Source organism: Streptomyces sp. CMB-StM0423 (assembly GCF_002847285.1).
Taxonomy (GTDB): domain Bacteria; phylum Actinomycetota; class Actinomycetes; order Streptomycetales; family Streptomycetaceae; genus Streptomyces.
Genome location: NZ_CP025407.1, coordinates 7,948,917 through 7,974,707, shown reverse-complemented (window position 1 = coordinate 7,974,707; position 25,791 = coordinate 7,948,917). Strand labels below are relative to the sequence as shown.

General features: G+C 71.0%; 15 protein-coding genes and 2 pseudogenes. 9 read left to right on the top strand and 8 right to left on the bottom strand.

Annotation, left to right across the window (positions count from 1 at the left end; all coding sequences use genetic code 11):
• Positions 1-16: 16 nt before the first annotated feature.
• The 5 genes and pseudogenes from CXR04_RS34355 to CXR04_RS34335 all read left to right on the top strand — a co-directional run.
• The gene (locus CXR04_RS34355; protein ID WP_234380651.1) at positions 17-2,236 is read left to right on the top strand and encodes a family 20 glycosylhydrolase; all 2,220 of its coding nucleotides are present in this window, start codon (positions 17-19) and stop codon (positions 2,234-2,236) included.
• 492 nt (positions 2,237-2,728) lie between these two features.
• Positions 2,729-4,159, top strand: coding sequence for a Gfo/Idh/MocA family protein (locus CXR04_RS34350; RefSeq protein ID WP_101426078.1), 1,431 nt, complete (start codon positions 2,729-2,731; stop codon positions 4,157-4,159).
• A 122-nt stretch (positions 4,160-4,281) separates the two neighbouring features.
• Positions 4,282-5,214, top strand: a complete 933-nt coding sequence (locus tag CXR04_RS34345; protein WP_101426077.1) for an NEW3 domain-containing protein — start codon at positions 4,282-4,284, stop codon at positions 5,212-5,214.
• A 270-nt stretch (positions 5,215-5,484) separates the two neighbouring features.
• On the top strand, positions 5,485-8,271 hold the full coding sequence (locus CXR04_RS34340) for a family 20 glycosylhydrolase (protein WP_159072428.1): 2,787 nt from the start codon (positions 5,485-5,487) through the stop codon (positions 8,269-8,271).
• 30 nt (positions 8,272-8,301) lie between these two features.
• A pseudogene (locus tag CXR04_RS34335) lies at positions 8,302-8,650 on the top strand (response regulator transcription factor); the annotation flags it as partial.
• A gap of 208 nt (positions 8,651-8,858) precedes the next feature.
• Here CXR04_RS34335 and CXR04_RS34330 read toward each other — a convergent pair.
• Together CXR04_RS34330 and CXR04_RS34325 are read right to left on the bottom strand one after the other, a co-directional pair.
• Positions 8,859-9,776 carry a peptidoglycan-binding domain-containing protein gene (locus CXR04_RS34330; RefSeq protein ID WP_234380650.1) on the bottom strand — a complete coding sequence of 306 codons (918 nt, stop codon included), beginning with the start codon at positions 9,774-9,776 and terminating at the stop codon, positions 8,859-8,861.
• 169 nt (positions 9,777-9,945) lie between these two features.
• Positions 9,946-10,860, bottom strand: coding sequence for a peptidoglycan-binding protein (locus tag CXR04_RS34325; protein ID WP_101426075.1), 915 nt, complete (start codon positions 10,858-10,860; stop codon positions 9,946-9,948).
• Positions 10,861-11,032: 172 nt separating this feature from the next.
• Between CXR04_RS34325 and CXR04_RS34320 the strand changes: the two genes are divergently transcribed.
• The 3 genes from CXR04_RS34320 to CXR04_RS34310 are packed head-to-tail and all read left to right on the top strand — an operon-like array spanning position 11,033 to position 14,011.
• The gene (locus CXR04_RS34320; protein WP_234380649.1) at positions 11,033-12,208 is read left to right on the top strand and encodes a sensor histidine kinase; all 1,176 of its coding nucleotides are present in this window, start codon (positions 11,033-11,035) and stop codon (positions 12,206-12,208) included.
• Positions 12,198-13,376: a hypothetical protein gene (locus tag CXR04_RS34315; RefSeq protein WP_101426074.1), complete on the top strand. Its 1,179-nt coding sequence runs from the start codon at positions 12,198-12,200 to the stop codon at positions 13,374-13,376. Before CXR04_RS34320 ends, CXR04_RS34315 begins: the two co-directional genes overlap by 11 nt.
• Complete coding sequence (locus CXR04_RS34310) at positions 13,355-14,011, top strand: response regulator transcription factor (protein WP_101426073.1); 657 nt, start codon at positions 13,355-13,357, stop codon at positions 14,009-14,011. The genes CXR04_RS34315 and CXR04_RS34310 overlap by 22 nt, the downstream gene beginning before the upstream one ends.
• An 89-nt stretch (positions 14,012-14,100) precedes the next feature.
• Here CXR04_RS34310 and CXR04_RS34305 read toward each other — a convergent pair.
• From CXR04_RS34305 to CXR04_RS34285, 5 genes and pseudogenes are all read right to left on the bottom strand, one after another.
• A pseudogene (locus tag CXR04_RS34305) lies at positions 14,101-14,439 on the bottom strand (VOC family protein); the annotation flags it as partial.
• Positions 14,348-15,094, bottom strand: a complete 747-nt coding sequence (locus CXR04_RS34300) for an alpha/beta fold hydrolase (RefSeq protein ID WP_101426072.1) — start codon at positions 15,092-15,094, stop codon at positions 14,348-14,350. The gene CXR04_RS34300 and the pseudogene CXR04_RS34305, both read right to left, overlap by 92 nt.
• Positions 15,095-15,229: 135 nt before the next feature.
• The gene (locus CXR04_RS34295; protein WP_101426071.1) at positions 15,230-20,116 is read right to left on the bottom strand and encodes a DNA repair ATPase; all 4,887 of its coding nucleotides are present in this window, start codon (positions 20,114-20,116) and stop codon (positions 15,230-15,232) included.
• Positions 20,117-20,164: 48 nt separating this feature from the next.
• A complete protein-coding gene (locus CXR04_RS34290; RefSeq protein WP_101426070.1) occupies positions 20,165-22,204 on the bottom strand; it encodes an SPFH domain-containing protein in 2,040 nt (679 codons plus the stop codon).
• Positions 22,205-22,238: 34 nt separating this feature from the next.
• Complete coding sequence (locus tag CXR04_RS34285; RefSeq protein ID WP_101426069.1) at positions 22,239-22,895, bottom strand: hypothetical protein; 657 nt, start codon at positions 22,893-22,895, stop codon at positions 22,239-22,241.
• Between the two features lie 385 nt (positions 22,896-23,280).
• Between CXR04_RS34285 and CXR04_RS34280 the strand changes: the two genes are divergently transcribed.
• The gene (locus CXR04_RS34280; RefSeq protein WP_101426068.1) at positions 23,281-24,795 is read left to right on the top strand and encodes a sulfatase-like hydrolase/transferase; all 1,515 of its coding nucleotides are present in this window, start codon (positions 23,281-23,283) and stop codon (positions 24,793-24,795) included.
• Here the strand turns inward: CXR04_RS34280 and CXR04_RS34275 are convergent.
• Positions 24,792-25,745 carry an IS481 family transposase gene (locus tag CXR04_RS34275; protein ID WP_101426067.1) on the bottom strand — a complete coding sequence of 318 codons (954 nt, stop codon included), beginning with the start codon at positions 25,743-25,745 and terminating at the stop codon, positions 24,792-24,794. The two genes, CXR04_RS34280 and CXR04_RS34275, sit on opposite strands and share 4 nt — an antisense overlap.
• Between the last annotated feature and the right edge of the window lie 46 nt (positions 25,746-25,791).

Below are 25,791 nucleotides of genomic sequence, written 5' to 3'. Positions count from 1 at the left end.
TGGGGTGATTGCAACTATGCGTCGTTCGCTACCAGTTCTGATAGCGGTCCTTGTTGCGCTCTTCGGCTCCCTCCTTGCGCCGGCGGCGGCCGCTCCCGCTCCCGACCCGCTCGCCGACGGCGGCCCGCCGCCGGTGATACCCCGGCCGGCACAGTGGGAGGACCTCGGCGGCACCGTCGACCTGACCTCCCGCTCGCGCATCCTGCTCGATCCCGGCTCCCGTGCCCGTACGACGACCGAGGCCGGCCGCCAGGAGCTGCCAGGCCCTGCCCGGCAGACCGGACAGGGCCTGGCCGAGCAGTTGCAGGCCGACATCCGGTCGGTCACCGGGCTGCGGCTCGCGATCAGCAGCGGGCCCATGAAGCCCCGGCCCGGCGACATCCACCTCCGGCTCACCGACGATGCCGAACTCGGCGCCGAGGGATACCGCCTGGACAGCTCAAGCGCGATCAGCATCGAAGCGGCCTCCACCCACGGTCTGTTCTACGGCACCCGCACCCTGCTGCAGACGCTGCGCGCCGACTCGTCACACCGCGCCGTGCCGCGCGCCCGCAGCACCGACGTGCCCACGCAGCAGGTGCGCATGGTCCAGCTCGACGCCGGTCGCAAGTACTGGGAGATGGACTACCTGGAGAACCTCATCCGGCGCATGGGTGACATGAAGCTCAACACCCTCTTCCTGCAACTGTCGGATTCCGAGGGGTTCCGCCTCTACAGCCCGAAGTTCCCCGGACTCGCCGAACGCGAGCACAGCTACAGCCGCGCCGACATCGAGCGGCTGAAGGCACTGGCCGCCCGGCAGCACGTCCAGATCATGCCGGGCATCGACGTGCCGGGCCACGCGACCGTGATCAGCGAGGCGTTCGGAATCGGCTTCGGCTCGGGCGCGAACCCGTGCACGGGCGCGCACACCCACTCCCACCTCACCCCCGACTGGATCATCGACATCACCGACCGGGACGCGGTCGACGTGACGAAGAGGCTCGTAGCCGAGTTCACCGGCTGGTTCGACGCCCCGCTGTTCAGCATCGGCGCCGATGAACTGCCCGGGCAGCTCGCCGAGTGCCCGCGGGTGAAGCGCCACCTCGCCGAGGACCCGGACGTCAGCACCCTCGGAGATATGCTCAACCGCTACATCAACACCCTCGACGACGTGGTGACCGCCCACGGCAAGCGGACCGCCATCTACAACGGCACCGAGCACCTGGCAGCGCCGCAGCAGCAGGTCCACTCCCCCGTGGTCTTCCTCACCTGGGAGGGGACCGGCACCGACCCGGTCATTCCGGGGCACGACGAGATCGCCATCGGCCCCTTCTATGTGACGCCGAACAACTACCACAACCTCTACCCCGACGAGCGGTGGATGTACGAGCGGTGGGTGCCGAACACCGCGGACGACATGCTCGGCTCCGGCCTGATGAACTGGGCCGACTACAACTTCTGGGCCGAGGACCGGTACTTCGAGCAGGTCATGGCCGCGCCCCGGGCGCTCCTCGCGGACCGGGCCTGGAACGGCTCCGCCGTCCCCGACACGCTCGCCGGATTCCAGGCCCGGACGGCCGCGCTCGGTGACCCGCCCGGCGTCACCACCGCGCCGCAGCCGCCCCGGACGGACGACGGACGCCCCAGCCACCACTGGACGTTCGACGCCGCCTCGTACCCGGCCGGCTGGACCTACGCCAGCCGCCCGCCCAACACGATCATGGCCGAAGACCTCGCCGGCGACCTTCCCGGCACCACGTACATCATCAACAACCCCACCCTCGTCGAGGACGGGGTACGCGGCCAGGCGTTCCGCTTCGACCACAACCGGGACGGGGTGGGCTTCGGCGGCACCGACGTCGCAGCGCCCTGGACCGCCTCCGCATGGGTCAAACTCACCGCGACCACGAGCGACCAGGTGCTGCTCAGCTCCCGCACCGGCGCCCTGAAGCTGCAGCAATACGGCAGCGGCAAGGTGGGCTTCACCCGCTTCGGCGACGCCGACCACAGCTTCGGCTACACCGTGCCATTGAACCGCTGGGTCCACCTGACCTGGGTGGCGGAGCCGGACCGCACCACGCTCTACGCCGACGGTGAACCCGTCGGTGCCGTGAACGCCTCGATCCCCCTCCCGCTGCGCTCCATCGGCACGCCCAACGCCAGCCTCCGCGGTGACCTCGACGAACTCGTCACCTGGGACGAGGCGCTGACGCCCGCACAGGTGCAGCAGCGCTACGCCGCATACGGGCGCTGACCAGCCGGCGGGCAACTCGAACGACTGTGCCCCTGGCTGCGGTCCCCAGGGGCCTAGGAGGCGCGGCCGGGCCTTGCGGAGTGCCCTGGCGCTCCGCAAGGCCGGGCGCTTCCGGTGACCGCGCGCGCCGACAGGCCCGGTGTGGGCGGCTGGCGCGGAGTACCGGCATCGGGCGGCGCACGTGCGCGGACACGCGCGTGCGCACCCGGAGGTCGTTGACGGCAGGGGCGGGGCGCGGTGGTGGCCTGGGGCGGCCCAGGCGCTGTCCCGTCAGCGTGGACACAGCAGCGGGTACCTTTCGCCTCCGGCGTCGCGCGTGACGCCGGAATCCAGGGCCTTCGCATCACACCGCCCGTCTGAACTGAGGACGGTAACGCCGCACGCTTTGCTTGAAGTTGCTTGAAAGAAGCAGCTTTCGCGCACATCTTGACATGCTGTTCTGCCTCCGGGAGATTCTTGGGCACCAGCGATGTCCAAGCCGGGGAGCAACGCATGCAGGAAACATCTGGAGTATCAAGACGGGCAGTACTGGGCGGAGCAGCGGCCACTGGAGCCATGGCCGCACTGGGGACTGCGGGCACCGCGAGGGCCGCCGAAACGGCCGGAACGGCCGGGACGCCCGGTCGGCCCACCGGGCAGACCTCGATGGTGAAGCAGCCCTTCGACGCCTATCCGACCGTGCGGGTCGGGGTGATAGGAATCGGCAACCGCGGAAGCGGGATGGCCGACGGGTGGGCCGCCGTGCCCGGATGCGTGGTGCGCGCAGTCTGCGACGTGCGGGCCCCCCGCGCGAAGGCCAAGGCCGATCGGCTGGAGGCGGACGGCAAGCCGCGGCCCCTGGAGTTCGGCGGTTCGCCGGATGCGTACAAGGAGATGCTCAAGCGCGACGACATCGACCTCGTCTACATCGCCACCCCCTGGGAGTTCCACTACGAGCAGGGCAAGGCCGCGATGCTCGCCGGCAAGCACGTGCTGGTCGAGTTGCCCATCGCCACCGAGCTGGACGAGCTGTGGGATCTGGTCAACACCTCGGAGCGGACCCGTCGGCATCTGTTGCTCTCGGAGAACGTCTCCTACGGCCGCAATGAACTGGCCATGCTGCGTATGGCACATGACGGCGTGTTCGGCGACATCACCAACGGCCACGGTGGCTACCTTCACGACCTGCGGGAACTGCTGTTCTCCACCACGTACTACACCGACTCCTGGCGGCGGCTGTGGCACACGCGCTCGACCGCCTCCTTCTACCCGATGCACGGTCTGGCCCCCATCGCAGCCGCGATGGACATCAACCGCGGGGACCGGATGGTCACCCTGCGCGCCACGGCCACCGAGCCCAAGGGACTGGCCGACTACCGAGCCCGGTTCGTGCCCGAGGGCCACCCGGCGTGGAAGGAGACGTACGTCAACGGCGATCTCGTCACCTGCTTGATCGACACCGCCGACGGCCGCATCATCCGGGCCGAGCACGACGTCAGCTCGCCTCGGCCCTACAGCAGGATCAACACGATCGCCGGCAGCCGGGGCATCTTCGAGGACTACGCCGGTCCGGCTCCGACCGGTGGCCGGGTCTACGTCGAGCCCGACCACGGCGGCCATTCCTGGCGGGACTTCAAGGCGATGCGGGACGAGTACGACCACTGGCTCTGGAAGAAGATCGGCGACGACGCCGCGAACAACGGCGGGCACGGCGGCATGGACTACGTGCTGCAGTGGCGCACGGTCCAGTGCATGCGTGCCGGCCTGGTGCCGGACATGGACGTGTACGACGCCGCGGTGTGGTGCTCACCGGTGCCGCTCAGCGTGATGTCACTGGAGAACAAGGGGCGTCCGGTCCAGGTGCCTGACTTCACCCGCGGCTCCTGGGTGAACATCCGTCTCGGTCTCGACACGCGCGAGTCGGACATGCCCTCCGTGCCCTGAGCAGGGCTCGCCCACTCGCCCCATCAACCAGTCTCCTTGGAGGAGAGGAAACGCTCATGCCGATAGAGCCATCCCGCGCCGCCCTGTCCCGAAGATCCTTCGCCGTGGCCGGAGCGGGGGCCGTGCTGCTGCCCGCGACCGTCCTCGCGGGTGCCGCCCGCGCCGCCGACGCGCAGACCGAAGTCACCATCTCTCCCCTCGACCTCGACGGACCGGCCGTCACCACCGTCACCGTCACCGTCCGCAACACCGCCCCCAAGCGACTGCGTGACGTGCGGGTGAGCTTCTCCGGGCCGGTCGGCTGGGTGGTGGAGCCGGAGGTGCTGACCGTCAAGGGCGGCATCGCCCCGAACTCCCAGGCAACCGTGACCTTCGAACTGCTGGTCCCGGCACCGGCCTCCGGCTTCCAACTGCTCAACTTCACCGCGACCGCGCTGTACGAGGGCGGCGACGGCCTCGCCCGCGCCACCGTCACTCGCACGGAGCGACGTGGCGAGCCGCTGCCCACTCTCGCGGCGGCGTACAACAACGTCGGCGTCACCGATGAATCGAACACCGCGCCAGGCGACTTCGACGGCGGCGGCAACAGCTTCTCCGCCCAGAAGCTCGCCGACGTGGGCCTGAGCCCGGGCGCGTCCGTCGCCGCTCTCGGCGCCGAGCTGACCTGGCCGGACGTCCCGCCGGGGGCCAAGGACAACGTGTCCAGCGGCGGCCAGGCGATCTCCCTCAGAGGATCCGGCAGTAGGCTGGTCTTCCTCGGCTCGGGGGTCGGCAACAACGCGGTGGGCACCGCCCGGGTCTTCTACACCGACGGCACGAGCAGCGCCGGCAGCTTCGGCTTCCCCAACTGGTCGTTCCAGAACGTCACCGACCACGGCGCGACCCAGATAGCCGCGTCGAACGGCCGCAACCGGCAGGACGGGTACGGCAACGCGGGCGTCACGTACAGCGTCTTCGCCCATTCCGTGCCGCTCCAGGCGGGCAAGACGGTGGATCTGGTGGTGCTGCCGGGGCAGGGCGGCATCCACGTCTTCGCCATGGCCATCGCTCCCTGAAGCACCACGAGCAGCATCCGAACCACTGCTGAAGCCGGACTCGTCCTGTCCACCGGACGGCGGACAGGACGGTCCGGGCCTCTCCCCGCCCACTCGCCGGCTCAGCGCCACTGCAGGGCGGCCACCGTTCTCAAGGGACCAGATCACTTCGGAACCCTCTCCTACAGCGCTCGAGATGCCAGAAGTAAGCACTCCACTTGTGTGATCGCGCACTTACCTGTCCATCGATAGGGAGTTCCCATGCAGTTGCGGAAGCGGACGAGACGTTCGTTGCTGTCCCCACGAGGTAAGCCCCATCTGCTGGTCGCGGCGATCCTGACAGCCCTGGTCGGGCTGGCGGGGGCCCCGTCGGCCGGTGCCGAGCAGGACTCGTCCGCCAAGCTCGGCGGCACTGCGCTCATTCCTCGTCCTGCCGTCCTTCAACAGGATGCCGATGAAGAGCCGTTCGTCCTTCGTCCCTCCCTCCAGATCGTCGCCCGCGGCAAGGCCGCCCGCGTCGGGGAGCAGCTCGCGGAGCAGTTGCGCCGCGCGACCGGGTTCCGGGTGCCGGTGCACGACCAGGGCGTCGGCATCCATATCACGGTGGACTCGACGGCCGAGTACACCGTCAAGGGCGCCGCGCCCACCCCGGAGTCGTACGTCCTGGACGTGGACCGCACAGGCGTCACCATCACCGCCCGCACCGCGCACGGCGCGTTCAACGGCGTGCAGACTCTGCGTCAGCTCCTGCCGGCGTGGGCCGGTTCGCCGCGGCCGGTCGTCACCGACTGGCGCGTACCCGCCACTCATATCGAGGACGCACCGCGCTTCTCCTACCGCGGTGTCATGCTCGACGTGGCCCGGTCGTTCCAGGAGGTCGAGGAGGTCAAGGACCACATCGACACCCTGTCCCGGCTGAAGATGAACGTGCTGCACCTGCACCTCGCCGACGACCAGGGCTGGCGGATCGAGATCACCAACGAGGGCAAGGAACCGGGTGATCCGATCGACTACCGCGATCTGCATCGCGAGTCGGGCAAGACCGCGATGAACCGGGAGGGCTACCGCAAGGAGCTGGGCCGTAGCGGCTACTACACGCAGGAGCAGTACCGTGACATCGTCGCGTACGCCGAGGAGCGGTTCGTCACCGTCGTCCCCGAGGTGGACGTCCCCGGCCACACCAACGCGGCCCTGCACGCGATCCCGCAGTTGAACACGGACCGCTCGCTCCCGGCGCGCGACCCCGGCACCGGGGTGGTCGACTGGAACGGGACCGGCAGCGTGGGGTACTCCGCCCTGGACGAGCAGCACGAGCTCACGTACACCTTCGTCAAGCATGTCTTCCGGCAGCTCGCCGAGATGACCGGGGGCCCGTACGTGCACCTCGGCGGCGACGAGTCCCATGCCATGGGGCACGAGCGCTACGTCGACTTCATCTCCCGCGCCGTCCCCGACATCAAGGCCGCGACCGGCGTGGAGACGGTGGGCTGGTCGGAGTACGCCGAGGCCGGGCTGTCCCAGGGGCAGGGGTTCTGGGACGGATCGGTCGTGCAGTACTGGGTCGGCAGCGGCGACTGGGTGCGCGACTTCATCTCCAAGGGCGGCAAGGCCGTGGTCTCCGCCGCGGGCGGTGCGTACCTGGACCAGAAGTACACTGGCGAAACCCCGATCGGCCTGTCCTGGGCCTGCAGCGGCACCTGCGACTTCCAGCGCTACTACAACTGGGACCCGACGACGACGGTCAGCGGCGGCATCCCCGAGTCGGGTGTGCTGGGAGTCGAGGGCGCGCTGTGGTCGGAGACGGTGCGCGGCAGCGACCAGGCGGACTTCCTCACTCTGCCGCGAGCCGCCGCGATCCTGGAAACCGGGTGGACAGCCGCGGACCAGAAGGACGTCGCCGACTTCGGTGAACGTCTCGCCCGGCTCGGCCCGTACCTCACCGTGGCCGGCGAGGATTTCTACGAGAGCCCCGGTGCCCGGTGGGCCGCCACCGTCGCCGGTACCGACGCGACCGCGCCACGGGGGGTGACGACGCGCGTCGAGCTGGGCCAGGTCGCCGCTCCCGGGACCAAGGTCTCCGAGGACGGTACGAAGATTGTTCCGGACACCGTGTCGACCGACGGTGACCCCGCTTCCGCCAGCGCCCTGACCGAGCCGCTGACCGCTACGGCGACGTGCGGAAACCGGGTGCTGCCGGTGACGTTCAGCCAGAGCCGGCCACGCGATTCCCTGCACGCCGCCGGTGTCTACACCGCGGGTGTGCAGGCGGCGTTCGCCAAGGACACGGCGTGCACGCTGAAGACATCGGCGGGCGACGAGGTGTTCGTCCGGGTCAGGCTGGCCGACGTCCCGGACACCGGGGAGCGCACCGCCTCGGCTCCCGCGATCTCGGTCCCGTCCGACGTGAAGGCCGGTACCTGGGTCCCGCTGAAGCTGACCGGTTTCGCGCCCGGCTATGTCGACATCCGTATCGACGGCAAGTCGCTCTACACCGTGCGCGCCGACACGGCCGGTCGCTTCGACCGGCACGGCGTCATACCGGCGACGACCGTCCACGGTGAGCAGACGATCAGCGCCGTCCAGGGCGAACGGTCGGCGCACGACACGGTCTCGGTGACCTCCTCGGTGCGACCGCTGCCGGATCGCATCGACCAGTCCACGCTGCGCGTGCATGACGTCGACAGCGAGGAGACCGTCGGCGAGAACGGCGCCGCGGTCAACGCCATCGACGGAGACCTCGACACCATCTGGCACACCGAGTGGTACAACGCGACCTCGGCCTTCCCTCACCACATCACGGTGGACCTGGGCAAGCAGTACGACGTCACCGGCCTGCAGTACACGCAGCGGCAGAACGGCTTCAACGGCCGGATCAAGGACTACCGGATCGAGGTGAGCGCCGACGGCACCACCTGGTCCCAGGCGGCGACCGGCTCCTTCACCACAGCACTCACTCCGCAGAACGTGGAGTTCAGCGCCACGGGCGGCCGGTACGTACGCCTGACAGGCACCAACTCCCAGGCAGGCAACGCCTTCGCCGGCGCGGCGGAAATCAACATCGGAGGCCGCCCCATGTGATTCCGGCCCTCCGGAGGTGACACGTGCTCCGATGCCAGGCGGGATCTGGCCGTGGTAGCCGAAGCCGGCGACGGCGCCGAGCCAATCAAGCCGGCCCGCGCCGGCCCTCCCGACCTGGCCATCCTCGACATCGCCATGCCAACTTCCTGCAAACCTCCGCGTCGAACGAGGACACTCAGTCCCGGGCCCTGACCATCCGCGAAGAGGAGATTCTCACGCTGGTCGCCGAGGGGCCCACCTCGCAGGCGATCGCCGGCATGTTCGTCATCAGCATCAAGACCGTCGAACGCCACCGGGCCGACCTGCTCCAGAAACTGGCCCTGCGCGACCGCCTCGAACTCACCCGCAACGCCATCAGGTCGGCCTGATCGAGCCGTGACACCCGCGGGGGCCGCCCGTCGCAGGCCGGGTGGACGTTCGTGGTCAGCCCTTCGCGGGGCCGCCCGCTCGCCTCACCCGGCCTGCACTACCCGGACGACCCGTCCGCGAAGGAACCAGCAACGGCTGAATCACCGCCCACGCCTGGGTCAACTCATGACGACGCACCACACACAGACCTTCGCACCAACCCGCTTCGCGGACACTGCCTAGAGCCCCTTGGCGCGTTCGATGAGCGCGAGTGCGGTGGCCTCGACCGCGTCGTAGCGGTCCGGGTAGGCCGAGACCTGGACGCTCTGCGCGACCTGGCCCGCGGACATGCCCGGGTTGTTCGCCGCCACCTTGATGGCGGGGGTGAAGAACGCGTTGGACGCGTACGACACGTTCATGATCTGCTCCGGCGTGCCCCAGCCCTGCGACGGGCGCTGCTGGAACACCCCGAGCGAGTCGCGGTCACCGCAGTCCAGGTTGTTCATGTTGGACTCGACCACTCCTGCCTCGAAGCCTGCGAGCATCACCCGGTCGGTGACGCCGAGTTCGATGCCGGTCCGGTAGACGGTCTTGAGCACCTCGGGGTCCGGCTCGGCCGGCACCGCGCAGCCGCCGCCGTCGTCACCGCCGCCCTCGCCGAGAAGGCTCTGCCAGGTCTGGGGGCCGACGATGCCGTCGGCGGAGAGGCCCTTGGTGCTCTGGAAGTCGGTGACCGCGGAGGCGGTTGCCGGGCCGAACTCGCCGTCCACGGCGAGCCCGTAGCCGAACTTGTTCAGTGCGGTCTGCGCTGCCGCGACGGTGTCGCCGCTGTCGCCCGCGCGGACGGTGGAGATCAGGCCGGGCCAGGTCTCCGCGCCGATGACGCCGTCCGCGCCGTAGCCCTTGGACTGCTGGAAGGTGAGCACGGTGTTCTCTGTCGCCGGGCCGAACTCGCCATCCACGGCGATGTCGTAGCCGCGGTCGCGCAGCAGGTACTGGGCGGTGGAGACGTTCGCACCGGTCGAGCCGTTGCGGAGGACGGGCCAGGCCGGGGCGGCGGTGGCCGACTGGACGACGGCGAGTGACATCAGCAGTACCGCGGCGCACGCGGTGGCGATCACGGCCCACCAGCGGGAGGTCAACCGCTGCGTGGTCATCGTTGTTGAGTTCAACCGGACTCCCCGTGGAGTGATTCGGCGGATGGGTGGACGGGTGGAGGGTGCCCGTGCTGTGACGGACGGGACGGACGGGACGGACGGAACGGCGCCGGGGCCCCGGGTGGGGGGTAGGTCGCGATGACCTGTTCGCCGGGGCCCCGGCGCACGGCTACTCGATGCAGCCGCCGGTCGGTAGATCACCGGGCGCAGGCGGGGTGGATCCGTCGTAGACCGGGCCGAGGAGGGCGCCGGGGCAGCGGTTCACGCCGCCCGCCGCGATCTCGACGTGCAGGTGCGGGCCGGTGGAGTTGCCGGTGCTGCCCGACAGCCCGATCTGGGTCCCGGCGTCGACCCGGATGCCGGAGCCGGCTCCGTGCGCGGAGAAGTGGCAGTAGTAGTAGGTGGCGCCGTCGTCGCCGACGACCTCGTAGCCGAGTCCGCACCGGTCGTTGTTGATCTGGTTCGCCACGCCGGAGCTGATCGAGTACACCGGGGTCCCGGTGCCCACCGGCAGGTCCAGCGCCGCGTAGTCGTGGTGCGGCACGTCGTAGTAGCCACGGGACAGGGCGTCGCGCGGGATGGGCAGCGAGTAGTTGCCGCTCCCGCCACCGCCGTTCTCACCGATCAGGTTCTGCCAGGTGTCCGGGCCGACGATCCCGTCGACGGCCAGGCCCCTGGAGCTCTGGTACGAGGTGACGGCGGAGGCCGTGCCTGCGCCGAACTCCCCGTCCACGGCGAGCCCGTAGCCGAATTTGTTCAGCGCGGACTGGGCCGCGGCGACCGCGGGGCCGCTGTCGCCCTGCCGCACCGTGATGACGAGGCCCGGCCAGGTCTCCTGGCCGATGACGCCGTCCGCGCCGTAGCCCCTGGACTGCTGGAAAGCGACCACGGCGCTCTCGGTCGCCGGGCCAAAGGCGCTGTCGGCGGCGATGTCGTAGCCGTGTCCGCGCAGCAGGTACTGAGCCGCGGCCACGTTCGATCCGGTCGAACCGCTACCGAGTACCGGCCAGCCCGGGGCTGCGGTGGCCGACTGGGCGAGGCCGAGCGAGACCATCAGCGTCGCGCACACCGCGGCGACAACCACCCATGCACGTCTGACTTTTGTTCGTGAAGGCAACCCGACTCCCCGTATCTGGGAACATGTGGGCGCCGAACGTAGCAACGAAGAATGCGGCAGACATCGGGCGTTCGACCGACAGGCGGCAGGCACATGACATGTCATCCGGTGTGCGGCACCGGCACGTGAGGTGGCCGCGTTGTCGTCACTCCCCCCACGTAACGACTCGTACGGCGACCCGCAGAACAGTGTCGAGGCGCGGTTCGTGGCGTCCGCCCGGCGGCTGGCGCCCCCGGTGCGCGGGGTCGCGCTGGTCGTCATCAGCGTCTTCGGCCTGCTCTCGGTGCCCGACAGGGCGCTGCCGCTGGGAATCGCCCTGTTCGGCCTGGTACTCGCGGGGGCCGGGGCGGACTGCTGGACGGGGTTCACCGGGCGGGGCGCGGCGGTGTCGCTGGCGTTCGCCGTCCTGCGCGTGGTGGCGGTCTGCGCGACACAGGAGTGGACCGGCGGGCCGCAGAACCCGTGGGCGCTGAACCTGCTGACCACCACCGCGATCACGCTGCAGTGGGAGTGGTCCCCGCTGGTCGCCGTACCGGTCTCGGGCGGGCTGCTTGCGGTCGACCTGGTGGCGGTCGGCCTGGCAGGCGCCGATCCGGCGTGGATGGGGTCCGGCCTGGCCGGAACCGTGGTGCCGCGTCTGGTGTTCGAGTGCCTGCTGGCGCGCCTGGGGTACGTAATGCTCCGCCGGTCGGGCAGGCGGGTGGACGAGTTACGGGAACGCCGGTCGGCGTTGGCGCGCGCGGAGGCGGTGTCACTGGCGCGGAAACGGCAGGAGCGCGAGTATCTGGCGCTGCTCCACGACACCGCCGCGGCCACCTTCCTGATGGTGGCGGCGCGGGCAGATGACGCGGACCCGGCGCAGATCGCCGAGTACGCCCGGCACGACCTCGCGGTGCTCACCGGCGCGGCGGGCGGGGCGACCACCCAGGACAGCCCGGTGGACCTCACGGCCTCCCTGCGCGCCGTCGTCGACCACGGCCGGCCCGCCGTGGACATCAGCGGGGAGGACACCTTGCTGGTCCCGGCCTCGGTGGCGCTCGCCTTCGTACGTGCGGCGCGCGAGGCGCTGCGGAACGTCGAGCGGCACGCCGCGGTCGACGTCGCCGACGTGTGCGTACACGGCGAAGGCGACCGGGTCGTGGTCGTGGTGGCCGACCGCGGCGTGGGATTCCAGCCGGACCGCGTGGCAGGCTTCCGCCGCGGGATCCGGGGCTCGGTGGTCGAGCGGATGGCAGCCGTCGGCGGCGGCGCCACGATCACCTCACAGCCCGGCGCGGGAACCACCGTCAGACTGGTGTGGCCCGGTGAGGGATGAGCTGCGGGCACCAGACGACATCTCGGCCGGGTCGGCTGTGCCGGCTGCGGAGGAGTCGCGAGCAGCGGCCGCGGGTGAGCTGCGGGCGACGGGCGGTCACGTCTACGCGACGATGCGGATCGTCCTGGTCTGCGCCACCGGCGTCCTGCAGTTCGGCCTGAGCCTGCACCCCGTGCTCGTACAGGAGTGCCGCCACCGGTGGCTCGCGGTGGCCGCTTTCGCCGCGCTGGCCTGCGTCACCGCGGTCTGCTGCGGGTGGGTACTGCGCCGCCGGCCTTTGCCCGGGGCGCTCGTGGCAGCCGGTACGGCGGTGGTGCTGGCGGCGTCGTTCTGCGCCGCGGTGGCGCTCGGCCCGGAACGGCGGTTCGACCCGGCAGACTGGTCGTTCGGCCTGGTGGGGTGGCATCTGCTGCTGCTGTTACTGGACCGGGCCCGGGTCCTGGTCACGGTGCTGGCCGCCCATCTGGTGGCGAGTATGGGGATGTTCCTGTCGGCGGGCGTACCGGACCGCTCCGCGTTGGGTGCGGCCGGCGCCGCCGCCTTCGCCGCGGTCAACGTCCAGCTCGCAGTCATCGTGATCACGCGGGTGCTGCAGCAGCAGAGCAGCGAGGCGGCACGGGCGGCCGCCGAACGGGACCACCTGGCGACCAAGGTACTGACGGCACAGCAGTGGGAGAAATATCAACAAAGCGCGTTTGCCGGACAGTTGGGTTCGACGCTGCCGCTGCTCGCGGGTCTGGCCGACGGCGAACTCGATCCGCGCGACCCTGACACCCAGCGGCGGTGCGCACTGGCCGCGACGCAGTTGCGGCGGCTGTTCGCCGAGAACGACGAGGTTCCCGACCCACTGGTCCACGAGGTCACCGCGTGCGTGGATGCGGCCGAACGGCGCGGTGTGGACGTGTCGTTCGCGGTGAGCGGCACGGCCGTGCCGGTACCCGCGCAGGTGCGCCGCGAGTTGACCGGTCCGGTGATCGCGGCATTGTCGGCGGCGCGGAGTCGTGCCAGGGTGAGCGTGCTGCGCACCGACCAGGAGGTACGGGTCGCAGTGGTGGCCGACGCCGCTGCCGACGTGGCCACCGCCGCCACCGGCCGGGTCAGCGTCGAGTACGGCGTCTACGGGGACTACCTGCGGCTGGAGGCGGGATGGCGCACGCGCCAGGGCTGAGCGCGGTCATTGTCGACGACCATCCCGCGGTACGCGCCGGGGTCGCCCAGTGGTTGACCACCGGCGCCCCGCCGATCCGGGTCGCCGCCTCGGGCGACGACGTCCGGGTCGCGTGGACCGGCGAGGGTGCCACAGCCGACGTGGTCATCCTCGACCTGCACCTGGGCGGGCCGACTCCGGCCATCAACGACCTGCGCCGACTGACCGAAGCCGGGCGGCGGGTCGTCGTCTACTCGATGCGGGCTGCCGACGACATCGCCCTGCAGTGCCTGGAGTTGGGCGCGCTGAGCTATCTGACGAAGGCGGAGGGCGCCGCGCACCTCCTGGAGGCCGCCGCCGCCGCGGCCTCCGGTCGCGCGTGCACACCGCCGTCGCTGGCGGGCGCGCTCGCCGGCGACCGGTCCACGGACCGGCCGTCGCTCTCGGCGCGCGAGACCGAGGTACTGATCGAGTGGTTCCAGTCCGAGTCCAAGGACTTCGTGGGCCAACGCCTGGGCATCTCACCGCGCACCGTCAACACCCATCTCGAACACATCCGGATCAAGTACGCGATGAGCGGCCGGGAGGCCCCCACCAAGGCAGCGCTCCTGGCCCGGGCCATCCAGGACGGCCTGGTCCGGGTCGACGACCTCTGAGGCGGGGCGGCACCGCAACGGCCTGGCACGCAGGTGGTGGACGTGCGCGCTCTTCCGTCGTCCTCACCGAGGGGTACCCGTAGCGCGGGTCAGTCGTCAGCTATACCTGGTCCGCTGAGGGCCGGCACGGTGTTCTCCCGCTGGGTCAGGGAACGGGCGCCGATGCGGAACTGGGTGAGCTTGTCCACGATGGTCTCGTCGATGACGAGGGGGTTCCAGCCCACCTCCCACTCGAAGCCCGAAGGAGTGCGGGCGTAGTACGACAGTTCCTTGTCGTTGGTGTGCTGCCCGACGGACAGCGCCATGTCGAAGCCGAGGTCGTGCACCCGCTGGTAGCTATGGGCGACGTCGTCCAGGGTGGCGGCCTGGATGTTGAGGTGCTGGACGCGGGTGCGGATCGGGTCGATCGGCAGACCTCGGGTGGCGGCCCATCTTCCACACGGTCCGCAGGGCGCCCCGTCCGGAAGGCCGTTGCAGCGGTGGTGCGGCGATCACCTCGGGGTCGATGCTGGCCTGGTAGCGCTCATCGATGGCGGAGTCGGGGACGTCCGCGGCGTTGAAGACGAGGTAGTTGCGGATGAACTTCTCCAGCTTCTGCCGCGAGGGACCGTCGCCGGTGTAGTAGTTCAGCAAGCTGTTGAGGCCGGGGGTGGGCAGGGCACGTGTGGTGCCGATGCCGCCGGGACCCATCAGGACCATGCGGTCGACCCTGCCCGGAGTGTCCAGTGCCAGGCGCAGGGCGGCGGCGCCGCCGTAGGAGTTGCCGACCAGGTGGGCTTTGTCCAGGCCCAGTTCGTCGAGCAGTCCTCGGATGCGGTTCGCCAGGTACCCGAAGGGGTCGCTGCCGTCGACGCCCTTGGTGCTGCGTCCGTATCCGGGCATGTCGGGGACGATGACCCGGTACTCCTCGGCCAGCTCCGCGATATTGCGCACGTAGTTGGACACCCTTGAGGCTCCGGGGCCGCCACCGTGCAGCAGTAGGAGGGGCGGGCCGTCGCCGGTCTCAGCGGCGAATATCTTCGTGCCGCCGACGTCGTACATGGTCTCTTGCATCGTCGGCAGGCCGGTCGGTGTCGTCGTCATGATGCCGGTGTCCTTACTGTGCGGTGCACGCGGTCGGCGGGACGTCGTGGACGGCAGGAAACCTCGGGGCGGTGGCGGCAGCAGGGAGCCCGCGGGGGCCGCCGCGTAGGCGACCCGTCGCGGACACCGACCGCCTTAGCTGCGCGGGGGTGGGGCGTACGACGCCTTCACCGCCTTCCAGCGTTCTGTCTGGTGCGGGGTCAGGCGACCGCGTAGTTCGGCAAGTTTCAGCAGGTTCGCCTCCGCGCCCTGGGCCAGGGTTTGTGCCTCGCCCAGGTAGTGGTCGTCGATCAGGGCCTCCACCTCGTCGTCGTTCATCACCGGCACGATCCGCTCGGCGAGTTTGTTGGTGTTCCGGTACGAGCCCTGGAGCTTGAACGGCGGTTCCGTGCGCGAGGCGTCGGCCTGGGCCGCGGAGGCGATGTAGGCCGCGTTGACCTTGAGCACGGTCTGCCGGACGTGCAGCAGTCTGCGCAGGACGCCGAGGATCTGGTCCAGCTCGGCCGTGGCGTAGGGGTGGGCGAGACGGTCGGGGCGTGCGTTCGGGTCGCCTTGGGCGAGGCGGAGCAGCAGGTCGATGTCGGTGCGCTCCCGGGAGGTGAGCGGCGCCAGTACGGGGTTGGAGGTGAGCGCGTTCTCGATGTGGCTGAGGGCGAACAACTGCTCCTTGCCGGACAGGACGTCGCCGAGGTTCCAGACGTCGGCGCGATTGGCGAGCATGTCGGGTATCTGGAAGCGGGCCCCGGATTCGGTGAAGGGGTTGCCCGCCATGCACACCGCGAAACGCTTGCCGCGCAGGTCGAAGACGCGTGAGGACCCGTCCCACACGCCCTCCATGCGGCGTTGCGCGTCGCAGAGCGAGACGAACCTCTGCAGCAGTTCCGGCGACGTGTGCTGGATGTCGTCCAGGTAGAGCAGGGTGTTGTTGCCCATGGCGAGGGCGAGGTTGATCTTCTCGACCTCGCGGCGGGCGGCGGCGTCCGGGGCCGCGGCCGGGTCGAGGGAGGTGGTACCCGATCCCAGCGCCGGCCCGTCGACCTTGACGAAGACCAGACCGAGCCGGGCGGCGATGTACTCCATCAGCGACGTCTTGCCGTAGCCGGGCGGTGAGAGCAGGAGCAGCAGGCCCTGGCTGTCGGTGCGGCGGGCCGCGGACTCGCCGCCGGCGGCGCCGAGTTGCCTGGCGAGGTTGTCGCCGATCAGCGGCAGGTACACCTCGTCCAGGAGGCGGTTGCGGACGAACGCCGGCATGACCCGCGGCCGGTAGGTGTCCAGGCGCAGCCGCTCGCGTTCCGCGGCGACCAGGGCGGTGCGCCGGTGCAGGTACGCCCGGTACGCCGGGACCCGTACCTCGCGGAACTCGGTGGTGCGGGTGAGGAATTCGTCCAGGCGCACCACCAGCCGCCCGCCGTCGATGCGGCGGTGCGCGCCGAGGAGCCCGTCGACGGGCATCTCGGTGGCGGCGTCGGAGTCCTGCCGGGCGAGGCCGTCGCCGGTGACCTCCATGGCAACGGCCTCCGCCAGGCGGGAGGCGTCGGCGCCCGTACCGGCCGCGTACGCGCCGAGCCAGGCGGCGGCGAGCTGGTGGCGGGCGACGGGGTCGCCGGCGAGGGCGTCGAGGTCACGCTCGTACTGTTCGGCCGGGCCCTGGCCGAGTGCGTCCCGGAAGCCGGTGCGCAGGGTGCGGGCGGCGGGGCTGGTGACGAACGCGGGCGGGTCCGCGGCGGCCAGTTCCTCGAAGAGGTACGCGCCGACGCCCGCAGGCGCCGGCGTGCCCGGACAAGGGAGCCCCGCCGCGGCGAGGAACTCCGTCGCGCGGGCGGCCAGTTCGGCCGCCGGCTCCGCCGCCGCGCCGTCGAGGCCGAACGTCGCCCGCGCGCGGGCCAGCGACCGGGCCCGCGTCGACCAGCCGGCCCGCTCCTCCTCCCCCGTCCCGTACGCCCAGAACAACTGCCCCGCGGCCCGTACCTCCGGCGTGAACCGCAGCAGGCCGCACGCCTCCTGCAGGCCCAGCAGCGCGCCGAGGATCGCGGCGGCGTCCCGGTCGTGGACGCCGCGGTCGTATCCCTCGTCGTACGCCGCCTCCACCGCTTCCCGGGCCAGCTCCACCAGGCCGCCGCCCGCGGCTGCCGCCGCCAGCTCCGCCGCCGGGGTGCCGGCGAGCAGCCGCGCCGCCAGGTACTCGCCCCGGTAGACCGCCGGCGACTCGGAGACCAGCGGCTGGTCCCAGAAGCCGCGGGTGTCCGCGAACCGGGGATCGGCCACCGGCGCCCGGTAGTCGGTGCCGGTGATCACGAATACCGGCTGCCCGTCCTGCGGCACGAGCGTCAGCTCGGCCGGACGGAAGCTGACGGCGAACCGGTGCCGCCCCAGGCGCAGCGTTCCCTGCCCGTCGTAGAGATCGGTACGGTCGCGCAGGGCCCTGGCCGCCTCCTGGCGGGCGGCCTTGAGCCGCCCCTCCAGCTCCTCGGCGTGGACCGTGTCGCCGAGCGTGCGCAGCTCCGCCGCGGTGGTACGGACCTTGGCCACCAACGGGTCGGAGGCGAAGAAGGTGTTGATGTCGTCCGCCGACGCCAGCGCCGCGGCCCGGCGGGAGACGGTGTCGAGGATCCGCCCGGCGGACCGCGCCAGCCGGTCGGCGTGCCGGGCACGCTCGTCGAGCTGCGCCTGCTTGCGGGCCGAGAACGCCTCGTAGACCTCCTCGCGCTTCGCGACGATCTGCTCGGCGAAGTCCTCCCCGGAGGCGAACTTCGCCTCCAGGTTCTCCAGCCGCAGCATCAGCCGGCCCACCTGCTCGTCACACTCGTCCGGCGTGCCCGCCGCGGCCAGACCTCCGGTCACCGCCTGGCCGAGCAGCGCGAACTCGGCGGCGAACTCGGCCCTGCCCTCGCGCTCGTGCAGTTCGCGGCGGCGGCCGTCCAGCCGCGCGCGGGCCCGGTTGACGGCGCCGAGGACCTCGCCGATACGGGCGAGGATCGAGGTCCGTACGGTCGCGTCCGCCAGGTCGAGCGTGCCGACGACCTCGGTGACCGCCTGCAGCGCCCCGGCCTGCTCGTCGATGCGCTCGGCGAGAGGTCCCGCCGCCGCGGCCGTCTCGACCGCGGCCGCCTCGGCGGCCAGCTCGTCGACGGCCCGGTGGGCGGCGTCGAAGGCGGTCTCCTCAGCGAGGAACGCCACCGCACGCCGGCCGAACGCCGCCAGCGACTCCCCCAGCAGCGTGTCGAGTTCGCCAATACGGGCGAGGTCGGCGTAGCGCTGCTCGCGCAAGGTCTCCAGCCGGCCCTGGGAGCGGCGCAGCCCGGCGATCCGGCGCACCCAGCCGTCAACGGTGTCCGGGGCGGTGCCCCGGGCCCGGCGCACCTGGCCGGTGATCCGGTCGGCGGCCTCGTCGACGGCCGCGGCGGCCTGGGCCCGCAACTCCTCGACCCGCTCGAACTCGTCGATGACCTGCGCGGCGGTGGTACGGACGCTCTCCAGCGGTGCGGCGAGATCCCCGCAGGCCGCCTCGCCCAGCCAGTGGTGGCGGTCGGCGACGCGGGTGGCGGCGGCGACGATGGCCTCGAAGACGGCGCCGTTCGGCTCCATCCCGTCGGCCATCCGGGCCACCGTCAGGCAGTCGGATACTGCCCGTACGAGTTCGGCATTGCCGATCCGGGCCAGCGGCCCGGTGCCGGCGGGCCGGGCGGCGGCGTGGGCGTCGGCGACGTACGGGGTACGCCAGACCTGCATGGGGTGCACACGAGTCGGCTCACTGCCCGCCGCCGCCCCGAAGACGATCACCGTGCCGTCGTCGAAGAGCGACCAGCCCCGCGTCTGCCAGACGGTGGCGACCTCCTTGCGGATGACGTTGTACGGCAGCAGCAGGGAGCGGCCCTCGGCGCGGGCGTGGAAGACGTAGAGGACGTCCTCACCGTTCGGGGAACGCACGACGCCCTCGTACTCAAGGTCATTCGTCCCGATGTCGAAGGTCCGCGCGGCGCTGCCCGCGGGGACGTCGGCGAGGTAGTAGCCGCCGGGGAAGATGACGCCCTGCTCCTCGGGCAGCCGGCGGCACGCCCGGCCGAGGCCGTCGAGCCGGACGACCTCTGTGGTGCGGGTGTTGTAGACCAGGTGGCGGCGGGTCTTCTCGTTGTACGGAAGGATCCGCAGCAGCACCAGCGGGCCCACGACGGCGTATTCGATCTCGGCGTCCGCCAGCGACTGCAGGGGTTCGTCCACGGGCTCGCTGTAGACGCCGTCACCGGAATCGGTGCTGTCCTCGGCCTTGAGGGTCAGGGCGCCGCCGACGCACGCGACGAAGACCAGGCCGCGCACGGAGACGTGCGGGTGGCGGCCCTGCACGTGGTCCGCACGAGTGGCGGCCGTCCACTCGACATCGTGCGCCGGCGGAAAGACGTGGTCGCGCTCACCGCGGTCGTCGACGTAGGCCACCGACCCGTCGGGCGCGACGCGCCAGCGCAGCACTCGGATGTCGGTGAGCGCGTTCCCCGTCTGGAAGACGGCCAGGAGGTGGGAACGGGACAGACGAAGCTGGAGCAGCCGCGTCTCGCGGTAGAAGCGGTACAGCTCGGCGAAGTCCCGGCGGAAGGCGGGGTCGTCGAGCAGACCGGGAACGGAGTCCTGGGCCGCGGCGCGGAACTGTATCGCCGCACCCTCCCCACCTCCCCCGCCCTCCCCGTCGTCCCCCGTGAACTCGACGTGCTGCAGCGAGAACACGTCGCCGACGTCCGTCCCGGACTCGCGGCCGAGGGGGACGTTGGCACCGAACAGCAGCATGCCGCCGATCTGCACGATGTCGCGGGGCACGCAGTCATGCCCGGTCCGGATGTACGCGGTGCCCGCGAGCCGCGCCTCGGTGCCGCCGAACTCCGCGACGCGGCCGGCGTTGAGCGCCTCCGCCCGGCGGGCCAGTTCCTCGGCGGCCGTGCGCAGCCGGTCGCGCAGCACCTCGTACGTGCCGGCCGCCAGGGCGTCCGGGCTGCCGTGTACCTCCGGCGCGGGGGTCTCCACCTCGTCCTCCACCTCGTTCTCGTCGTCCGTACCCGTCGTCCTCGTGGTGGCCGTCGCCGGCTACTCCTTGACCAGCGACGGCGTCCCGTTGACCGCCGCAGGGCCGGCCAGCGCCGCCACCGGGAGATCCGCCGCACCGCTCGCCCGCGCCGCCTCCAGCAGCCCCGTCAGGGCCCCGGTGTGCGGACCGTCGGCCGCGATGAGGCGGGTGAGCAGACCGGCCAGGCTCAGGTCCCGCAGGCCCGCCGCGCCCAGGCCGGCCGTCATCGCCGTCAGATCCGACGTGAACGTGCTGTCGGGCCGCAGCCACGGCCCCGCCATCGCCTGCACCGACTCCGAGCTGCCGACGAAGCCGTCGATGCTCTTGCCCATCGACACGGCGTTCACCAGCTTGTCGAAGAACACGGTGTCCCCGCCGACGATGCTGATGTCCGCGTTCTCCAGACCGGTGGCGAGCACCGTCGCCTGCGCCTCCGCGATCTGGCGGCCCACGTCGACCTGCGCCAGCCGGATGTCCTTCTCCGCCTCCAGCCGCAGCCGGTACTCCTCGTGCTCGCGGCTGGCCGCGTCCAGCGCGGCCATCGCCGCCGCCTTCTCGTTGATGCCCGCGGCCTCCGCCCTGAACTTCTCCCGCAGCCCCTCGGCGCCGGCGAGGGCCTTGTCCCGCTCCACGTCGGCCTCCGCCTTGCCGACCTTGGCGATGGCCTCCGCGCTGCGCTCCTGCACCTGCGCCGCGGCGAGCCCGGCGGCGGCCGCGTCGGCCTGCTTGGCCTCGGCCAGCCGGATGGCCGCCGCCGCGTCCAGCTCGGCGGCCTTGCGCCGCGCCTCCGCCATGGTGAGTTCCTCCGCGGCCCGGTGATCCGCCGCCTGCTCGGCCGCCTCGGCGGCCTTGATGTCCTTGACCAGCCGCTCCTGCGCCTCCGCCTCCGCGGCGATGATCAGCGCCTGGCGCTCGCGCTCGGCCTCCTCGACCGTACGCAGCTTCTTGATCTCCTCCTCCTGCTGCGCCACGGTCTTCTCCACCGCGATCCGCTCCCGCACGACGTCGGCGATGTCCCGCTTCTCGCCCTCGACCTCCTTGTCCTTGGCGATCCGGGACAGCTCGGTCGCCCGCTCCCGGGCGATGACCTCCAGCAGCCGGTCCTTCTCGATCTTCTCGTTCTCGATGGCGACGACGCGCTCCCGGTTGAGCTGGGCGACGGCGATCTCGCGCTCACGGTTCTCGTTCTGGATGCCGAGCTGCTCCTCGGTCCTGATGTGCGCGGTGTGCGCCTTGAGCCGCTCCTCGGCCTGGACCTTCGCGGTCTCGGCCTCCTCCCGCGCCCGTACGGTCCCGACCTCGCGCTGCTGCTTCGCCTCGGCGTCGGCCTGGCGGCGCTCCAGTTCGAGGACCGCCTCGCGGGCCTCGACGTTCTTGCGGGTGATCTCCTTCTCCTCGTCCCGCCGCAACTCGTTGGTACGCACGTTCTCGACCGCGGTAAGCTCGGTGATCTTCCGGATGCCCTGGGCGTCGAGGATGTTCTGGGCGTCGAGCTGGGCCATCGGGGTCTGCTCCAGATAGTCGATGGCCGCGTCTTCGAGGCTGTAGCCGTTCAGGTCGGTGCCGATGACGCGGATGATCCGGTCGCGGAACTCGTCGCGCTTGGTGTAGAGGTCGGCGAAGTCGAGCTGCTTGCCCACGGTCTTGAGGGCCTCCGAGAACTTCGCGTTGAACAACTGCTGCAGCGTGTCCTGGTCGCTGGCCCGCTCGGTGCCGATCGCCTGCGCCACCTTGATGACGTCCTCGACGGTCTTGTTGACCCTGACGAAGAACGAGATGCGGATGTCGGCGCGGATGTTGTCCTGGCAGATCAGCCCTTCCTTGCCGGTCCTCCCGATCTCCATGGTCTTCACGGATATGTCCATCAACTCGGCCTTGTGCAGCACCGGCAGCACCACCGTGCCGGTGAAGGTCACGTCGACCTTCCGCACCTTGGAGACGATCAGCGCGTGGCCCTGCCGCACCTTGCGGAACAGCCGGCTCATGGCGAACAGCAGCACGAGCGCGATGAGCAGGACCACGGCTACGAGCACGCCGAGTCCCGTGGTGATGGCAGTCATGAGTTCTTCCTTCTCTGCGTTCCGGACGTGCGTGTCAGCCGAAGGAGCCGGGGGCGTCGGGGACGCCGTCGGCGGGTCCGACGCGGAAGAACTCGCCTTCGGCGTCGTAGTCGAAGATCAGTGCCCGGCAGCCGGCGGTGAGGCCGTTGCCGTCGTCCCCCCTGACCTGGACGGTCGCGCTGGAGCCATCGGCCGCCGTCACCTCCGCCTGGCCGTAGGCGGGGGTGACGGCCGACGTGCGCACGACGCACATGCGGCCGACGAAGTCCCGGCGGGCGACCGGCCTGCCGGTGCCGCCGAGGCGGCGCAGTGCGCGGGCCAGCAGCCAGGTGACGTACCAGCCGGCGACCAGGGCCACCACCAGGCCGGCTCCCCGGGCCGCCCAGGCGAGCCACACCGGCGGCCCGGCGACGCCGACGGCCACTCCGGCTGCCAGGGCCGTGAACCAGGCCACGGCTACGACCAGCGACAGCACCACCATCACCGGCACACCGCCGAGCCCGAGGGCCGCCGGCAGGACAGTGAACCCGCCCGCACCGCGGCCGGCGGCCGCCAAGTCGCCGTCCGTACCGGCGGCGTCGCCGACGACGCCGGTCACCGCGGCGAACAGCCAGTAGGCGATCACGACCAGTAACGCGAAGGTGAAGACGACGGCCGGAAAACCCAGCGCCGCATCCACGAAACCACCCATAGCCGCCCCCTCAGCCGCACCGGACGGTGGCCCCCCGCCGTCGGCGTCGGCGGAACTCACCGTGCCAGCACGCGCGTTCGGTTTCATTTCCTGGTTCCGGCAGACTTTCTGCACCGTGACTGCACGGATACGGTGAGGCACGGCCATCCCGGGCGAGCCCCGCCATACCGTGCGGCCACCGGTCGAGGAGCGCCCGACCGGGTGACGCGGCCAAGTTGCCGTCCCCTCAGGCGCGATGGATGCCCGTCGGAGCCGACCGTTGCGCGTTCATGAAGCCCTTGTTTCGGCTGGTCAGGCATTTGGCACGGAACCGGGCAGCCCGGCGCGACCTGCTTCCTAGCCTGTGCGTGTACATCCACTCGACCGGCTCGGATATGGAGTCCCCATGGAGCACATCGCACCCCGACGGGTCAGCCGTCGCGGCCTGTTGCAGGCCACCGGCGGCGTCGCTGCCGCCGCCGGCCTGGGAGCCGCGACCGGGGGGCCGGCGCACGCGGCCGCCGGGGATGCCGGGGGCGTACCGCGGCCGGGAGAGTGGGCAGCCGACTGGCGCGGCGGCGGCAGCCGGGCCGAGCGACCCAACATCGTCTTCCTCATCGCCGACGACCACCGGCACGACGTGCTGGGCGCGGCCGGGCACCCCGTCGTCCGCACTCCCCACCTGGACGCGCTCGCCAAGCGGGGAACCAGACTGACCGCGCACCACTGCGGCGGTGGCATGACCGGCGCGATCTGTGCGCCCAGCCGAGCCATGGTGATGACCGGCAGGGAGCTGTTCCAGGCCACTCCCGGCGAGATCATCTACCCCGACCTGCCGCTGCTGCCGGAGCAGTTGCACGAGCACGGCTACCACACGTTCGTCACCGGCAAGTGGCACAACGGCACCGCCTCGCACCACCGGGCGTTCGGCGCCGGTGACGGTGCACGGCTGTTCTTCGGCGGCATGAGCGACCAGTACGCGGCGCCGCTGCGTCCCTTTGATCCGTCCGGCGAGTATCCGGCGTCGTCCATCTACTACGAGGACAGACACACCACCGACCTGTACGCGGACGCGGTGGTGGACTTCATCAAGGGGTACGACGACGACGCACCGTTCTTCGCGTATGCGGCCTTCCAGTCGCCGCACGACCCGCGCATGGCGCCCGCGCCGTTCTCCGGCCTCTACAGCGACAAGGACGTGCCGCTGCCGGAGAACTTCCTGCCGGTCCACCCCTTCGACAACGGCCAGTTGTCCAACCGGGACGAGAACCTCACCCAGCGCCCTCGCGGCAAGGGCACCATACGCGCGCACCTCGCCGACTACTACGCGATGGTCTCCCACCTCGACCACGGCGTGGGCCGCATCCTGGACGCGCTGCGCAAGACCGGCCGCGCCCGCAACACCATCGTCGTCTACACCTCCGACCACGGACTCGGCCTCGGCTCGCACGGCCTGCTCGGCAAGCAGAATCTGTACGAACACGCCCTGCGCACCCCTCTGATCATCTCGGGGCCCGGCATCCCCGCGGGTCGCACGGTCGACGCGCTCACCCAGCACCGCGACCTCTTCCCTACGCTGGCCGGCCTTGCCGGTGCGCCGGTACCGGACACCGTGACCGGCAGCGACCTGCTGCCTGTGATCGAGCGCCGGGCCGGGCGCGTACACGAGTACGTCCACGGGGCCTACATGTACTGGCAGCGGTCGGTCAGCGACGGTCGGCACAAGCTGATCCGCTACCGCCCGGAAAAGGGAACGGGCAGCGAGCGGACACAACTCTTCGACCTCGCCGAAGACCCGCACGAGATGCGCGACCTCGCCGACTCGGCTGCCCACCGGGACGTCGCGGCCCTGCTGTCGGAGGAACTGGTGCGGTGGCAGGCTGCCGTCGGCGACCCCGCGGAGCCGTTCACGGCGCCCTAGCTGTATTGCCCGGAGAGGTTGGGGACGCGGGTGGCGGGTGGTTGGCCCTTCAGCGCGGTGTGTCCGCGGTGGTGATTGTAGGTGTGCAGCCATGTGGGGAAGGCGTCGCGTCGTTCCTGTTCTGATCGGTAGGGCTTTGCGTAGGCCCACTCGTCGAGCAGGGTGCGGTTGAGGCGTTCGACCTTGCCGTTGGTCTGTGGCCGGTAGGGCCGGGTTCGCTTGTGAGTGATCCCTGCGTCGGCGAGTGCATCGCGCCAGGTGTGCGACTTGTAGCAGGCGCCGTTGTCGGTCAGTACGCGCTCGACGGTGATGCCGCAGTCGGTGAAGAAGGCGTGGGCGCGGGTCCAGAAGGCGGTGGCGGTCTCCTTCTTCTCGTCGGTGTGGATTTCGCTGTAGGCGAGGCGGGAGTGGTCGTCGACGGCGGTGTGGAGGTAGCTGTAGCCGGCGTTCTTGCGGGTCTTGCGGCCGGCTTGCCGGCCCAGGACCTTGTGGCCGCCGCCGTCGGGGATGTTGCCGAGCTTCTTGATGTCGACGTGCACCAGTTCGCCGGGGCGGTCGCGTTCGTAGCGGCGGATGACGCGGCCGGTGGCCCGGTCCAGGTGGGTCAGGCGGGCCAGGCGGTAGCGGGTCAGTACGCGGTGCACGGTCGAGGGGATCAGACCGAGCAGGTGGGCGATGCGGGCTGGTCCCCAGCGGCGCAGGACGCGGACCTTGATGATCCGGCGCTCGGTGCGGGTCGGGGTCCGGCGCGGGCAGCGGCGGGGGCGGCTGGAGCGGTCGGCCATGCCCGCCTCACCACACGCGCGGTAGCGGTCGGCCCACCGCTGTGCGGTGGTCGGCGATACCTGGAAGCGCTCGGCAGCACGGCGCAGGGGCCAGCCGTCCTCGACCACGCAGCGGGCCAGACGCAGCCGGCCAGTCTCGGTCAGGGGTGCATTACGGTGTGGCATGAGGGTCTTTCTGTTGGTGTAGATGTCGCAATCCACACCGAACAGG